The sequence below is a fragment of the Amaricoccus sp. genome, from assembly GCF_047602525.1.
Classification (GTDB): Bacteria; Pseudomonadota; Alphaproteobacteria; order Rhodobacterales; family Rhodobacteraceae; genus Amaricoccus.
The window spans coordinates 14,529-28,128 of the sequence record NZ_JASGHB010000001.1 but is presented as its reverse complement, the minus strand read 5'-3'; the positions used below and the strand labels follow the sequence as shown (position 1 = coordinate 28,128).

Annotated in this window: 20 protein-coding genes and 1 pseudogene; 6 read left to right on the top strand and 15 right to left on the bottom strand. The window is 61.8% G+C overall.

Annotated features, from left to right (window positions below; translation table 11 throughout):
* Window positions 1–248: 248 nt before the first annotated feature.
* From QM699_RS00155 to QM699_RS00135, 5 genes and pseudogenes are all read right to left on the bottom strand, one after another.
* Window positions 249–1,120, bottom strand: a pseudogene (locus QM699_RS00155) (serine hydrolase domain-containing protein); the annotation flags it as partial.
* Window positions 1,020–1,649 carry a serine hydrolase domain-containing protein gene (locus tag QM699_RS00150; RefSeq protein WP_415009282.1) on the bottom strand — a complete coding sequence of 210 codons (630 nt, stop codon included), beginning with the start codon at window positions 1,647–1,649 and terminating at the stop codon, window positions 1,020–1,022. The gene QM699_RS00150 and the pseudogene QM699_RS00155, both read right to left, overlap by 101 nt.
* A 376-nt stretch (window positions 1,650–2,025) precedes the next feature.
* Entirely contained in the window at window positions 2,026–2,220 is a 195-nt protein-coding gene (locus tag QM699_RS00145) for a hypothetical protein (protein WP_415009281.1), read from the bottom strand.
* 25 nt (window positions 2,221–2,245) lie between these two features.
* Complete coding sequence (locus tag QM699_RS00140) at window positions 2,246–2,626, bottom strand: S1 RNA-binding domain-containing protein (RefSeq protein WP_415009280.1); 381 nt, start codon at window positions 2,624–2,626, stop codon at window positions 2,246–2,248.
* The gene (locus tag QM699_RS00135) at window positions 2,509–4,050 is read right to left on the bottom strand and encodes a S1 RNA-binding domain-containing protein (RefSeq protein ID WP_415009279.1); all 1,542 of its coding nucleotides are present in this window, start codon (window positions 4,048–4,050) and stop codon (window positions 2,509–2,511) included. Before QM699_RS00135 ends, QM699_RS00140 begins: the two co-directional genes overlap by 118 nt.
* Before the next feature lie 429 nt (window positions 4,051–4,479).
* On the opposite strand from QM699_RS00135, the gene QM699_RS00130 reads away from it, so the two are divergent.
* Both QM699_RS00130 and QM699_RS00125 read left to right on the top strand, forming a co-directional pair.
* Window positions 4,480–5,031 carry an HIT family protein gene (locus tag QM699_RS00130; protein WP_415009278.1) on the top strand — a complete coding sequence of 184 codons (552 nt, stop codon included), beginning with the start codon at window positions 4,480–4,482 and terminating at the stop codon, window positions 5,029–5,031.
* A gap of 171 nt (window positions 5,032–5,202) precedes the next feature.
* On the top strand, window positions 5,203–5,526 hold the full coding sequence (locus QM699_RS00125; protein ID WP_415009277.1) for a hypothetical protein: 324 nt from the start codon (window positions 5,203–5,205) through the stop codon (window positions 5,524–5,526).
* A 73-nt stretch (window positions 5,527–5,599) separates the two neighbouring features.
* On the opposite strand, the gene QM699_RS00120 is transcribed toward QM699_RS00125, so the two are convergent.
* From QM699_RS00120 to QM699_RS00110, 3 genes are all read right to left on the bottom strand, one after another.
* Entirely contained in the window at window positions 5,600–6,148 is a 549-nt protein-coding gene (locus tag QM699_RS00120) for a nuclear transport factor 2 family protein (protein ID WP_415009276.1), read from the bottom strand.
* Between the two features lie 491 nt (window positions 6,149–6,639).
* Window positions 6,640–7,968 carry an adenylosuccinate synthase gene (locus tag QM699_RS00115; protein WP_415009275.1) on the bottom strand — a complete coding sequence of 443 codons (1,329 nt, stop codon included), beginning with the start codon at window positions 7,966–7,968 and terminating at the stop codon, window positions 6,640–6,642.
* A gap of 88 nt (window positions 7,969–8,056) precedes the next feature.
* Window positions 8,057–8,566, bottom strand: coding sequence for a DinB family protein (locus QM699_RS00110; protein WP_415009274.1), 510 nt, complete (start codon window positions 8,564–8,566; stop codon window positions 8,057–8,059).
* A gap of 36 nt (window positions 8,567–8,602) precedes the next feature.
* Between QM699_RS00110 and QM699_RS00105 the strand changes: the two genes are divergently transcribed.
* A complete protein-coding gene (locus tag QM699_RS00105; protein ID WP_415009273.1) occupies window positions 8,603–8,794 on the top strand; it encodes a DNA-formamidopyrimidine glycosylase family protein in 192 nt (63 codons plus the stop codon).
* Window positions 8,773–9,411: a DNA-formamidopyrimidine glycosylase family protein gene (locus QM699_RS00100; protein WP_415009272.1), complete on the top strand. Its 639-nt coding sequence runs from the start codon at window positions 8,773–8,775 to the stop codon at window positions 9,409–9,411. Before QM699_RS00105 ends, QM699_RS00100 begins: the two co-directional genes overlap by 22 nt.
* Window positions 9,412–9,455: 44 nt before the next feature.
* On the opposite strand, the gene QM699_RS00095 is transcribed toward QM699_RS00100, so the two are convergent.
* Window positions 9,456–9,674 carry a helix-turn-helix domain-containing protein gene (locus QM699_RS00095; RefSeq protein WP_415009271.1) on the bottom strand — a complete coding sequence of 73 codons (219 nt, stop codon included), beginning with the start codon at window positions 9,672–9,674 and terminating at the stop codon, window positions 9,456–9,458.
* Window positions 9,675–9,830: 156 nt separating this feature from the next.
* Window positions 9,831–10,349: a hypothetical protein gene (locus tag QM699_RS00090; RefSeq protein WP_415009270.1), complete on the bottom strand. Its 519-nt coding sequence runs from the start codon at window positions 10,347–10,349 to the stop codon at window positions 9,831–9,833.
* Between QM699_RS00090 and QM699_RS00085 the strand changes: the two genes are divergently transcribed.
* Window positions 10,324–10,758 (top strand): glycosyltransferase, encoded by a 435-nt coding sequence (locus QM699_RS00085; RefSeq protein ID WP_415009269.1) that lies wholly within the window; start codon window positions 10,324–10,326, stop codon window positions 10,756–10,758. The genes QM699_RS00090 and QM699_RS00085 overlap by 26 nt on opposite strands.
* Window positions 10,759–10,799: 41 nt before the next feature.
* Window positions 10,800–11,159 (top strand): hypothetical protein, encoded by a 360-nt coding sequence (locus QM699_RS00080; RefSeq protein WP_415009268.1) that lies wholly within the window; start codon window positions 10,800–10,802, stop codon window positions 11,157–11,159.
* A gap of 208 nt (window positions 11,160–11,367) precedes the next feature.
* On the opposite strand, the gene QM699_RS00075 is transcribed toward QM699_RS00080, so the two are convergent.
* The 5 genes from QM699_RS00075 to QM699_RS00055 form a co-directional block, all read right to left on the bottom strand.
* Complete coding sequence (locus QM699_RS00075; RefSeq protein WP_415009267.1) at window positions 11,368–11,502, bottom strand: hypothetical protein; 135 nt, start codon at window positions 11,500–11,502, stop codon at window positions 11,368–11,370.
* Between the two features lie 2 nt (window positions 11,503–11,504).
* Window positions 11,505–11,975, bottom strand: coding sequence for an ROK family protein (locus QM699_RS00070; RefSeq protein ID WP_415009266.1), 471 nt, complete (start codon window positions 11,973–11,975; stop codon window positions 11,505–11,507).
* Between the two features lie 122 nt (window positions 11,976–12,097).
* Window positions 12,098–12,337: a hypothetical protein gene (locus QM699_RS00065; RefSeq protein WP_415009265.1), complete on the bottom strand. Its 240-nt coding sequence runs from the start codon at window positions 12,335–12,337 to the stop codon at window positions 12,098–12,100.
* A gap of 178 nt (window positions 12,338–12,515) precedes the next feature.
* Complete coding sequence (locus QM699_RS00060) at window positions 12,516–12,932, bottom strand: hypothetical protein (protein WP_415009264.1); 417 nt, start codon at window positions 12,930–12,932, stop codon at window positions 12,516–12,518.
* The gene (locus QM699_RS00055) at window positions 12,932–13,531 is read right to left on the bottom strand and encodes a DUF5110 domain-containing protein (protein WP_415009263.1); all 600 of its coding nucleotides are present in this window, start codon (window positions 13,529–13,531) and stop codon (window positions 12,932–12,934) included. Before QM699_RS00055 ends, QM699_RS00060 begins: the two co-directional genes overlap by 1 nt.
* Window positions 13,532–13,600 lie beyond the last annotated feature (69 nt).

Genomic DNA, 13,600 nt, shown 5'->3' with positions numbered 1-13,600 from the left:
CTTTCGCCCCAATGGGCCCTTCCTTCAGGTGTAGCTCTTTGATTTGTCATTCCCGCAGGGAATCTGCGTTCTGTCTTGTTGCCGAAGAGATTTGGAGGCAAGAGGTAGGGCCAACGGCCCGGTTCAGCGTTCTGTGGGTAGATTTCCCCTGCGATTCCTGCACAGCGCAACAGGCCCACGGCACAGACCACACGAGCCTCTTTTCGCAACAAACGCATTCGAAGCAACTCACACTCCCATGGACGCGCTTACTCCCTACCCACCACCAGCAACTGCTCCAGCTTGCCGTCCTTGGTCGCGTAGGTCGTAATCCTCACCGCGCCTTTCTCGAACTTTGCGACGTAAAGACCGAAGGTCATGCCGCCACGCAGCGATGTCCTCTGCGGCGACACCTCCTTCAACGCGCCAAGCGGTGCGAGTGTTGCCTTGAAGTCCTCCAGCGCCTCGGGCGAGAAATACGCCGAGCAGTTCAACGTCAGCGCCGTGCGGTCCACCGTGCCCTGCTGCAACTCCGGCAACAGCTTCTTCAGCGCCTCCGCCACAGGCGACGCAGGCTCGGCAGGCTTCTTCACCGCGGGCAGCACCAGCGGCATGACCCCGTGTGCGATCTCGCTTGCTGCGTCCGAAGCCACCTCGTTCGTCAGCACCGCGACCGCCACGCCATCGTCAGGAAACACTATGTTCTCCGCGACAAACCCGCCCACCTCGCCGCCGTGCTCGATCATGCGATGGCCCCGCGCATCGCGCACAAAAACACCAAGGCCGTAGCCGGAGCTCTTGCCGCCGGTCAACGTGAAGGGCGTCTCCATCTCCTTGTAGCTGGCGTGCGAAAGCAGCTTCTGCTGCGCCATCGCGAGGGTCCCCATTGCACCAGTGTCGACGCAGGCATGGCGAGGTCGCCGTCACCGAAGTACCAGCCTGCGCCTTCGAGAGGCTGCTCATGCACGGGCTGCAACGCATACGAAACGTAGCCCAGCACCGGCAGCTTTTCGCGCGCGGTGTAAGTGTTCACGATGCCTTCAAGATGCAGCGGTGCAAAGACGCACTCGCGCAGAAACTGCATCAGCGGCTTGCCAGAAACCTTCTCCACGATCAGCCCAAGGATGACGAAGTTCGTGTTCGAATACTGCCACTCCGCGCCAGGCTCGAAGTCCAGCGGCTTGGTTGCCCACTCGGTCGCGAGCTGCAGCGGCGCTCACCGGCTTCAGCCACGCGGGGATGATGTAGTCCTGCGGCGCGAAGTCCTCGTAGCCTGAGGTCATGGTGAGCAGGTTGCGCAGCTTCACGTCCTTCGCGCGCGTGAACTGCGGAAACCACTTCGCCACGGGGTCGTCGATCGAGAGCTTGCCGTCCTGCTGCAACAGCAGGACGGCCGTCGCGGTGAACTGCTTGGAGATCGAGCCGATGGGGTAGGCCATCGCCACAGTGGCCTGCGTTGCGGGTTGCAGCTTCGCCTGCCCGAAAGCTTCCGCATAGGCCAGCTTGCCGTCCACCGCGACGGCCACCGACGCCGAGGGAACGCCGGTGTCCTTCAACACTTTCTGCGCAATCGCAGCGATCTGCTGCTGTTTGTCCTGCGGCAATTGCTGGGCCTCGGCGGCGGTAGTAAAGGCAAGCACAGCGGCCACGGCAAAAGAAAAAGTACGCATGGGGACAGCATACCCCTGCGCGCGGAAAATGCATCAGCCCATCGCGGAAGAACGCGTATCCCGTGGGAACGATGCGCTCCCTGCTGCTGAAAATCCTGGCTGCCACTTTTAAAAGCCCGCACCGCCAACGGCTCACGCCGTAATTCGCCGCGCAACTGGTGACCTCAGGAGCTAAAGGCCCTCTTCTCACCAGCCTTTCGTGCCAGAGCTAAAGCCCTGACCGACCCATTCCCGCACGCCAGGCTCTATGTGGCCATAGCTTAATCTCTTCAACTTGCCTTTCCTACTTCCTACTTCCTCGCCTTTCCCTACTTCCTCCACGCAGGCAGCAAAAAGGCCACCCGTTCGGGTGGCCTTTTTGCTGCTTGCGTGGAGCTTACTCGTTCTCGCTCTGCTTCCACTTGAGCAGGTCGCCCAGCGTGGTCGAGCCGGAGTTCGAGGAGCTGGAGGAGGAAGATCCACCCTGGCCCTTCGAGCCGCGATCGGCCTTGTAGGACTCGATCTCCGCGCGCGAAGCCTCTTCGCCCACCGCTTTGATGCTCAGGCCAACCTTCTTCTCGTCCTGGCTCATCTTCACGATCTTGAACTCGTGCTCATCACCCGCGTTGCAGCTCGACCTGGCGGCCGTTCTCGTCTACCGCTTCCGACACGTGGCAGAGGCCTTCAACGCCCTCAGCCATCTCGACGAACGCGCCGAACTGAGCCGTGCGCAGAACCTTACCCTTCACCACATCACCAACGCGGTGCTGCGCGAAGAAGGTATCCCACACATCGGGCTGAAGCTGCTTGATGCCGAGCGACAGGCGACGGTTCTCCGGCTCAACGCCCAGAACAACAGCCTTGACCTTCTCGCCCTTCTTCAGCACTTCCGAAGGATGCTTGATGCGCTTGGTCCACGACAGGTTCGAAACGTGCACCAGGCCGTCGATGCCGTCTTCGATCTCGATGAACGCACCGAAGTCCGTGAGGTTGCGCACGCGGCCTTCCACTTCCATGCCGACCGGGTACTTGCCTTCCAGCTCTCCCAGGGGTTTTCCTGAAGCTGCTTCATGCCCAGCGAGATGCGGCGATCGTTCGGGTTCACGCTCAGGATGATCGTGTCCACCTCATCGCCCGGCTTCACCATCTTCGACGGGTGCTTCATGCGCTTGGACCACGTCATTTCGCTCACGTGGACCAGGCCTTCGATGCCCTGCTCCAGCTCGACGAACGCGCCGTAGTCGGTGACCGACAGCACGCGGCCGCGCACCTGCGCACCCACCGGGTAACGCTCCACCGCATCCAGCCACGGGTCAGGCGTCAACTGCTTGAAGCCCAGCGAAACGCGCTGCTTTTCCTTGTCGAACTTCAGCACCTTCACCTGAATCTCGTCGCCCACGTTCACGAGGTCGCGCGGGTGCGTGAGACGGCCCCAGCTCATGTCCGTGATGTGCAGCAGGCCGTCGAGCCCGCCCATGTCCACGAACGCGCCGTAGTCGGTCAGGTTCTTCACCACGCCGGTAAACACAGCGCCCTCTTCGAGGTTCTGCAGCGTGACTTCCTTCTTCGCGTTCTGCTCTTCCTCGAGGATTTCCTTGCGCGAAATGACCACGTTGCCGCGCTTCTTGTTCAGCTTGATGACGCGAACCTCGATCTCCGTGCCGATGTAGCCGTCGAGGTTGCGCACCGGGCGCACCTCCACCTGCGAACCCGGCAGGAACGCCTTGATGCCGATATCGACCGTCAGGCCGCCCTTGACGCGCGAAAGGACGATGCCCTTCACCGGCGTCTTGGTGTTGCAGGCCTCTTCCAGCTTGTCCCACACCTTGTGGCGCAGCGCCTTCTCGTGCGAAACCAGGTAGCCGCCTTCCGGCTCCTCACGCTCCACAACCACCTCAACCGAGTCACCCACGTTGAACTTGGGCGCGCCGGTGTGGTCGACTACCTGGTCCAGCGGGATCAGGCCTTCGCTCTTCAGGCCGATATCGACAACAACGAACTTGTCGGTGATCTTGACGACAGTGCCGGTGACGATCGACTCTTCGCTCGTCATGGCCTGCGCAGCGTCCTTTTCGGCGGCCTGCTCACGGTCGAAGTTCTCGAGCGCCTTGGCAAAATCTTCGGCGTCGTACTCGGGCTCTTCTTCGGCGGCGAGGGCGACCGGCTTGGTCTGCGCTGTTTCGTGGTCGGCAGCGGCGAGGTTGTGGGTAGCGGTGGTTTCGGTCGACGCCGCGTTCTCGGTCGTCGCTTCAGGGGCGTTGGTTTCCAGTGTGGTGTTCAGGGCTGTGCTCTCGGTGGATGTGATGTGGTCGGACATAACGAATTCGTGTTCTCCGGGCCCCGTTTGCTGGCTCTGGCGCACCGGCATCGCCTGCGTTTCGCAGCGGCCTGCGGCATCGGATTTCGGGCGGCGTGACGACACGCGGCCTCGAAGGCCGGCACTACAAGTCGGTGATGTCGGGGCGGGAGCTAGAGTGTTGCTAAAAAACCCATCGCGTTGTCAGGTCCCGCACGCATGGGCTACTTCTTCAAGTGTACAGCCGCTTCGAAGAAACGGTCAATTTTCGCAGAGTTTTTGCGAATCCTGCACGCAGCCTCTCTGACGCAGATAGCAACACCCACCGGAGACCTGTTGATTAGACGCAGCGACCGCCGGTTTCGTTGCCTGAGAGAGGCAGGAAGTAGGAATGGCGAGGAAGTGGAAAGTGGCGCGGTTGCCTGCACCGCCTCGCTTATCAGGCTTTTCCTACTTCCTACCTCCTCGCCTTTCCTTCTTCCTCGTTTTCCTACTTCCTGCCTCTCCTATACTTCCTCTATCGGCAGGTCTCTGACCCCCTGGCGCTATGCCTACGTGACCGGCGCGCTGCGCACGACGCCGAAGCGTGGCGTTCCGCTGGAACTCGACGGCTGGCCCGGCGACCTTCACTGCATTTTCTGCAACATGATCGCCGCCGTCGACTGGGCCGTCGCCCAGGGCATGGCCCGCGACGAGGCCGAGCGCGCCGCATGGATTCTCGACCGCGGCGAGCATTGCTTCCTGGTCATCAACGCTTTCCCCTACAACGGCGGCCACCTGATGGTCGTGCCCTACCAGCACGAAAGCTCGCTCGCCGCCCTTCCCCTCGCGGTTGCAGACGAAATGATGCGGCTCGCCCGGCGTTCCGAGCGCGCGCTTCGGCAGGTCTACCGTCCCGACGGCTTGAACTTCGGCCTGAACCTCGGCGAGGCCGCCGGCGCCGGAGTCGCCGAGCATATCCATCTGCACGCCGTCCCGCGCTGGAGCGGCGACACTAACTTCATGAGCGTCACGGCCGAGACCCGCGTGCTGCCCGAGATGCTCAACGAAAGTTGGACGAGACTACGCGCGGCCCTCGCCGACGATCCTACAGAAGCTGCGGCGTAACTCCTCGCAGGCAAAGCTTTGTCCTCCCTAGACGCCTCCAGACCCGCATAAACAGAGGCTTTTGACGCGCTCAACATTTCCGCAAACCAGCATAAGCGGACAACTCACCCGAAAGTTTTCTCATCCTAGTTACCAGTAGCGCCGATAGGGCCAGGAGGAGACAAGCGTATGTTGAGCCATCCAAACGTTCTGCCCATCGCGAACGCGGAAGCCCGTCGCACGAGCCACGGCTCCACAGCGTTCGTCGCCGAAAAACCCGACGTGCAGCCGCAGGACGGCGCGCAACGAGCGGTGGTGCTTTCGTTTGCGCGCGAGTTGCCTTCGCTCCGCGAACGCGAGCCTGAAGATGCGGCCCTCACCGGCATGACGCGCTCCCTCTTCCGCCGCGCCATGGGCCTGAACGTTCTGCAGACGCTCGCCACCGCGACGCGGCAGGTGACCCGGCCCGCACGCCGGGTTCCGTTGAACGAAGTTGAAACGCGGCAAATTGCGTAAAAACGAGGAAGTAGGAAATGCGAGGAAGTAGGAAGTAGGGAATGCAAAGCCTCTCCTACTTCCTCGTTTTCTCCTACTTCCTTGCCACTCCCGGTTCTTCGCCCTCACTGCGATACGGCCGTTGCGGCGTTGCCTCGAAGTTCGTAATTTTCCATCCGCCTGCGTTGTGTTGGTAGACGCGCGTGGACTGGTATTGCCCGTGGATCCTGCGACCGTCGATCGTGCCCTCAAGCTGGATGGATGACGTCACCACCGCTACGCGCTGGCCAATCAGCTTCACCTTCAGGTCATCGACTTTCAGGCTGGCAATTTGCAGCGAACGGTTGCGAATGCGGTCGATCCACTGCGCCTTGGTCATCACCTGGCCGTTTCCCGCGATGCCGAGATAGTCCTCCGAGAGCAGCTTGTCCATCGCGACATCGTCGCTGCTGGTCGTGGCCATGCGCCACTGTTCGTCGGTGGCCTGCACCTCGGTGCGCAGGTCGCGCTTGCCGGTCTTTTTGCCATGCTGCCACGCAGCCGCCGGCAGACAAAGGAACACAAACGCCAGCGCCAGTGCGACAAAACGGAAGCTCGCCAAAGCAGCGAGGAAGCGGCGCGGATTGGGGCTCGGAGCACGCATCGGCAGTACGCGGATAGTAGACCGAAGCGGCCTCCCGCGTCAAAAGGTTTAGATGCGGCATGCGCGAAGCGTAGAAGTTATGCGATGGCGTGCAGGTTCTCCACCTGCCGTTCCAGCATCTTCTGGTACAGCCCGCCGATGGCGTACTTTTGAAATGCTCGGTCGAGCGGTGGAACTCGACCGCTGCCTCATCGTGGTACTGCTCGTAAATGAGCACGGTAGTCCGGTTCGCCCTCGACCCAGTGCGGCGTGTAAGCAGCGCAGCCCGGTTCCTGCCGCGAAAGGCGCGTCAATGCGGAGAGAATCTGCTCAATCTCGGCGTGGTCTTCCGAGCGAAAGGTGAGGCGAACGGTGAAGCTGATCATGGGTGGTCTCGGGTGAGTTGAAGTAGGAAGTAGGCCGAAAGTATTGCATTTCCCTTGGGTAACGCAAACGCCCTTCCAATGTTTTTCCTTCTTCCTACTTCCTCGCCTTTCCTACTTCCTTAGCTTTTACGCCAGCATCGCGGCGAACTCCGGCAGCGAGAAGGTCTCCGCGCGGTCCGGGCCGGTGGAGATCATGCCGATCTTCACGCCGCTTTCCTTTGCAATGAACTCCAGGTACTCCTGCGCCAGCTTCGGCAGCTTGTCGTACTCGGTGATGCCAGCGGTCGAGGCGTTCCAGCCCTTCACCGTCGTGTACACCGGCTCGATCGTCTTGAAGCCGCGGATATCGCCGGGGATTGTGTCGGTCAGCTTGCCGTCCACCTTGTACGTGGTGCAGACGTTGATCTCCGCAAGCTCATCCATCACGTCCATCTTCGTCACGACCAGCCACTCGGTGGAGTTGATCATGTTCGAGTAGCGCAGCAGCGGAAGGTCGAGCCAGCCACAGCGGCGCGGACGCCCAGTCACCGCGCCGAACTCGTTGCCGCGGCGCGCCAGCAGCTCGCCTTCAGCGCCGAAGTCCTCGGTCGGGAACGGGCCTTCGCCCACGCGGGTCACGTAGGCCTTGCTGACGCCAATCACCGTGCCGATGCGTGTCGGGCCCACGCCCGTGCCGGTCACCGCGCCGCCCGAGGTGCAGTTCGAGCTGGTGACGAACGGATACGTCCCGTGGTCGATGTCGAGCAGCGCTCCCTGTGCGCCTTCAAACATCACGCTCTTGCCGTTGTCGAGCGCCTTGTTCAGCAGCTCGGCGGTGTCGGTGACGTAGGGCGCGATCTGCTCGGCATAGCGGACGTACTCCTCATACATCTGCTTGGGGTCGAGCGGCTCGGTGCCGAAGAGCGCCGCGGCGATGGTGTTCTTCTCATGGCAGGCGTTGTTGATGTGCGTGCGCAGCAGCGAGGTGTTCAGCAGGTCGGCTACGCGCAGGCCATTGCGGTGGATTTTATCTTCGTACGCCGGGCCGATGCCGCGACGCGTCGTGCCGATGGTCTGGCGACCGGGAGCGGTCTCCGCTGCCAGCTCGATCATGCGGTGGTAGGGCAGGATGACCTGCGCGCGGTTGGAGATAAAGAGCTGCTTCGCTGCCGGGTCGTGCGCAGGCAGGCCCGCGTCCTTGAGCTTCTTCACCTCGGCGAGAAACGCCGCCGGGTCGAGCACCACACCGTTGCCGATGACGCCCACGCAACTGGGCCGCAGCACGCCGCAGGGGATAAGCTGCAGAACAATCTTCTTGCCCTCGATGATGACCGTGTGCCCGGCGTTGTGGCCGCCAGCATAGCGGGCGACGATGTCGAACTTCTCGCTGAGGACGTCGACGATCTTGCCCTTCCCCTCATCGCCCCACTGGGCTCCAAGAATGACGGCGGACTTCGGCAGAGTTTTGGTGATCACGAGCGGAATGGCTCCGGGAGGCAAAGTACGCGGGCAGTATCACCGCGCCTTTGTGTCATTATAACGCTTCTCCGTAGCGGAACGAAGCTCATCGCTTGCGCAGCAGGCTCAGGTCGAGGTCTGTGTCGGTCATCTGTTTCGTCAGCAGGATGATCTGGCCCGCGTGGTGACTCACGTGCTCCACCGTCTTCATGATGGCTTCCATCACCGTCGGATGGCGCAGGCTCCCGGCTGGCTGCGGGTCGACGACTTCGAGCAGGCGCTCCGCAGGGAGCGCTGCGATGATCGCAGCCGCTTCGTTCACCGCGCGGTCGAAGATGTTGCGGGCCTCAGCAGCAGTGCACGAAGAATCCAGCGCGAACTCTTCATCACGTTCGCGAACATCGGGCTCTCCCGCAAGACCGTGCATCACCCACTGGCGAAGGTTTCCAGCCAGATGCAGCAGTAGATTCGCGACAGAGTTCTCATGCTCGCCGCCGCGGCGGCCCATCTGCTCTTCGGTGAGCCGGTCGCAGCACTTTGCAATGCTCTGCTGCAACTGCGCGAGACGACGGGCCTGGTACGCGTAGAACTTCGCAGCGATCTGCTCTTCGGACATAGAAACAGTGTATGACCCGACGTATGCTTGGAATGGATGCCCGAACTTCCTGAAGTCGAAACAGTCGCCAACGGTGTGGACGCTCGCGTGCGCGGGCAGCGCATCTCGAAGGTGTGGCCCAGCGGCAAACCGCAGACCTTCAAAACGCCCGAACACGAGATCGCCGAAGCGCTCACCGGCGCGACCATCGCGAAGGTGCCGATCGCGTGGGCAAGACCATCGCCGTAGAACTCGCACGAAAAGCCAAACCAGCCGGGCAGTTTCTCGTACACCTTGGCATGACGGGACGGCTGCTCGTCTCGCAAGCCGAGGTCTCGCTGCCCCCACACACCCACGCCGTGCTCTCGCTTGCCGATGGCCGCGAGGTGCGCTTCGTCGACCCGCGTCGCTTCGGTCGGCTCTCACTCGCCAACGGCTACACCGGCCCCGGCGTCGAACCGACGACCGTCAGTGTTGAGGAGTTTTCGACGCTCTTCCAGGGCCGCAAGCTGGCCATCAAGGCCGCTCTGCTCAACCAGTCGATCCTGCACGGCGTGGGCAACATCTACGCAGACGAAAGCCTCTTCCGCGCGAGCATTCGACCGACAAAGCCCGCGGGCAAGCTGACGAAAGCGGAGCTGGCGCGGCTCCACGCAGCGCTGCAGGCCGTGCTGGCGCACGCGATCCAGCTCGGAGGCTCGTCGGTTTCCGATTATGTCGACGCCGACGGCGTGCGCGGCTTCTTCCAGCTTGAGCACAAGGTTTACAGCCGTGGCGGCGAGCCCTGCAAGGATTGCGGAACGAGGCTGAAGAAGATCGTCGTGGGCGGAAGAACGACGGTGTACTGCGCGAAGTGCCAGAAGTAACAGGAGAGGCATGCGCCTCGGTACGCGGTTTTTATTCTCGAAAGCTACCGTACGCTCTGCATCATTTCAGAGACCGTGACGCCCAGGGCCTCTGCAAGTGCCAGGATTGTGCGCAGGCATGCCTCTTTGCGACCTAACTCGAGGTCGGAAACGTAGTTCTCGCTGATGCCGGCGTGTTCTGCGAGGTCTAGCTGCCTCCACCCCCGTTCCTTGCGGAGTTGCCGCACCCGCTCGCCGAAGCGCGTACAGACGTCGATTGCCATCCCAACCATGGTGGGGATAAACTGGACATCAAATCCAAGCTATAGTTGGGAATCGGTTGTGCCCTCTGTATTGTTTTTGCTAAAAACGTCGCTCGCCGAGATCGCTAAATACATGGCGCTTCAAAACCGTATACCGAAACACGACGAGGAAACGCCTTACAGCGGACGCGCGGAACATCTGACAGCAAAAGCTCGAGACTTCCCCGTCACTAACCCTCCTCTTCCGTTAGCAAAAACAAATGAAGGTAAATGAAAATCGCCACTGTTTTCTTTGTCATGGGCTTGGGCGGGATCGTGACCTCGACCAGCTATTCCTGCATGGTGGTTGTCGCTGCGTTCCGGTTTATGCTCCGGTCGCGTCAGACGGACGCCGCAGTGAACCGGCGTCATGCTCTCCATGCGGATTTTGTCCCGTGCCTTACCGTGATGAAGCCGCTGCATGGTTCTGAACCGCAGCTTGAGAAGAACCTGCGCAGCTTTTTTGAGCAAAATTACCATGCGCTGGCGACAACACAAGGAACGCGCATTGAATACTTGTTCTGCGCACGGCATGAAGATGATGCCGGGCTGCGCCTCGCGCGTCAGTTGGCCCGCGAATATCCCGGACTTGCCGTCAGGTTCCTTGTAAGCGGTGAACCGTGGGGAGCGAATGCGAAGCTCTGCTCTCTCCATCATGGCCCACGCTGCATCCACAGACTTATGGGTGGTAAGCGACAGCGACGTGGAGGTCACAGAGGACTATCTGCAACGTGTAGTGGCGCCCTTCGCCGACGAGCAGGTAGGCTGCGTGACGTGCCTCTATCGGGGCGTCGCGCCGGAAGGCGGTTTGTGGGCCTTGCTTGAGGCCGCAGGCATGTCGATTGAAATGAGTTCAGGAGTGGTGGTCTCGGCCATGCTCAAGCCCATGCGTTTCGCGCTTGGCCCAACGATGGCATTTCGTCGCGATTGCGTGCATCTCTCAGGCGGCTTTGAGTCGCTGGTAAATTACTGCGCGGACGATTTCGTCCTAGGCAATCGCATCGGTCAGCAGCCTGGCCGCACGGTAGAACTCAGCAGCTATGTCGTGGGCAGAGCGTTGTTCTGAACCTTTCTTTCGTTGAGTCCGTGCGACACCAGGTGCGCTGGATGAAGACCACTCGCTGTTCGCTGCCGAAAGGGCATTTCGGCACGGGGCTTGCGTTCTCTGTTGCCTATGGCCTGCTCTCCTGCGGAAGCGCGTTTTTACTGGGGCATCTGCTGGGAGGGTTCACGCTGCTTCTGTTCAGCGTTGCGTGCAGTATGCTGCGAGCGTTCGTGGTCGGACGTTATGTCGTAAGGGAACGCCGCTTGTGGCGTACTGTCGTTCTTTTCCCGATGCGCGATCTGATGGGGTTTTTCTTCTGGCTCATGAGTTATACAAGCCGACGCATTCTTTGGCGAAATGAGGTTTATGAGCTGCAACGCGACGGGCGGATGCGAAAAGTAGGAACACAATCCTACATATGACAAGGTTTTTGGTTGAGAGTTCAGGATTTAGAGTATTTCTCCTCTGGGTGTATCCTCACCTGCACGAGCAAGGCGCAGATTCCCTGCAGGAATGGCAAAACAAAAGGCACACGCCTGACAAAGGCACTCCTGAAGAGGAAAAATCCCCTATACCTGCGCCCTTTCGATTGCGTAGTGCTCTTGAAGAAATCTATCGAACCGGCGCAAGCTACCCATTGCACATCTGCGCCGCCGCAACCGCCGCGCCGAGCACGCGGGTCGTCTGGTCGTCCTCTACCACTTCCAGCGAATAGCTTTGCAGCGGACTCATCTTCACCATCTCGCGCAGGTACTGGCGCAGCATGTTCATGTCCAGAAAGCGCGTGTTGAAGCCCGTGATGAAGAACTTGCCGGACCAGAGACGTGCAGCGCGTTCGATGTGGCCGCGGCCAGGGCTTTGTGCCACAGGCGCTTGAACTCCAGGCAGCGCGGGTCGGGATCCTTCCTGCGGTTGGCGGCCTCGAAGACCTCCTCCGGCTCCATATCGAGGAAGCGCAGGCGCATCGCGCGATGGCCCATGATGCCTTCCAGATGGCCGCGCCCGCCGCAACCGCAGTAGTGCTCGCGGTCGTCCAGCGTGACCACGGTGTGGCCGCCTTCCCACACGCCCGGGATAAACGGATAGACGCCATAACCGATGCCCGTGCCCAGCGTCCACACGCGGATGCTGCGGTCGAGCTTGCCATGCGTCGAGGCCAGGCCGGCGGCCATCGCGTCCGCGTCGTTCACGATGCAGACGCGTGCATGGAGCCCGCGGTCGGCCAGCGCGTTGGCCACGCGGTGCTCGATGTTGACGCCCTTGAGCTGCGGAAAGTTCGCGCTTCTTCCACGATGCCGTTGCGGATAAGCCCGGGAATGGCCACGCCGATGGCCGTGACATTCTGCCCGCGGACAGGCGACTACACGCTATCGCAGATCGCCTCGACGATCGCCTCGGTGTGCATCTCGACCAGGCTCATGTCGTCGTCTGCGTCCTCGGGCAGCGGCGTCGCGGGAAAGACCGTCAGTTCGCCCGAAAGCTTGCCGTTTTCCAGCACGCCCGCATAGATGCGCTGGTTCAGGATGACGCCAATGGCGACACCGGCAGCGGAACCGGCAGGCGACGGTGGCCCTTGAGCGAGAACAGTGGGCGTCGACATGAGGTGCGATCTCCCTTCCCTCTTCTGATAGACGCGAAAATGCCCCCGGAAGCAGCGGGGTTTTGTGAAGTTAGAACGTTCCTGTCACTGTCGTCAATGGGCGACCGTCGCGGACAGTCGCCGCCGCGTCCGAAAACAGGACATCTTCCCCCATTCCAGGCCGCTGATCGGTCGCTATCTACCGCGCGTCGCTGGCCGCAAGGTTCGCCAGAGCGCGTTGCAGGCTGGCTTCGTGCTTCTTCCTGCGCTGCGCCGCAGCTTCGTCGCGAGGCTTGCCCTCTTCCGGCCGGTGCAACGCTTCCACGGAGGCCTGCGCTTCGGCAAACCGCTGCGACAGGGCCGCAACCTCCGCTGCGGCGGTCTCCGGGTGGTAGCTGATCCGCGAGCCCGTCTGCATCGCCACGGTCACGGCGTCAGGCACTGCACGCACCGACGGATAATCGTTAGAAAGCGCATCGTAGGCCTCGCGCAGCCGATGCAGCCGCCCCGGCACGCCGTCGAGCTTTTCCCGTGCGGCCAGCGAGCCCGCAGCACGGCGCACCATGACCGTCACCGCCTGGTGCGCGCTGTAGGAAGGCGTGCGGATGATCGTCATCAGGCTGTCGCCATCGAAGCGCCAGCCGACCTCGCCGGCCTTGTCGGCAGCTGCTTCAGCGGTGTGCCGTTGACGCTGACACTGGCCGGCGGCCAGTCCGCAGGCAGGCGCAGTTCCAGTGCGCGGCGGCCCACCATGCCCGCGTAGCTTCCTTTCACTGGCGCTTTCGCCACGGTCAACGTGTCGCCTGCCTGCTGCGCCGTGATGCCGGTGCGCGCCGTGCCGACGTTGCGCGCGTAGTCTTCGGAAACGCCCGAGTCCTCGTACAGCTCATAGCTGCTGCGCTGCTTGTCTTCCAGCGGATAGACCTCCAGCACCAACGGATCGACGGGCTTCTGCCCGGTGTGCAGCATTGCGGGCTGCTCGGGGACAATCGCGCCCGGCCGCACGAAGACCGGCACCTGGTCAATGGCGTACGGGCGCTCCACGCTCATCGGCCCGGTGAAGCGCTTGCCCGTGGCCTGCTCCAGCCAGCTCCCCTTCGGCAGCCAGATCGACTGCTCTGCGAGGCCATCGGCAGCATCGACCGGTTTCACCACCGGGGCCACCAGAAACGCCGGTTGCAAAGAGGTACTCGCCCTTCGCGGTATAGGCTTCATCCGCTTCCGGGAAGTCGTAGTACAGCGGCCGCATGAACGCAACGCCGGTGTCGAACGTGCGCCTGCCCT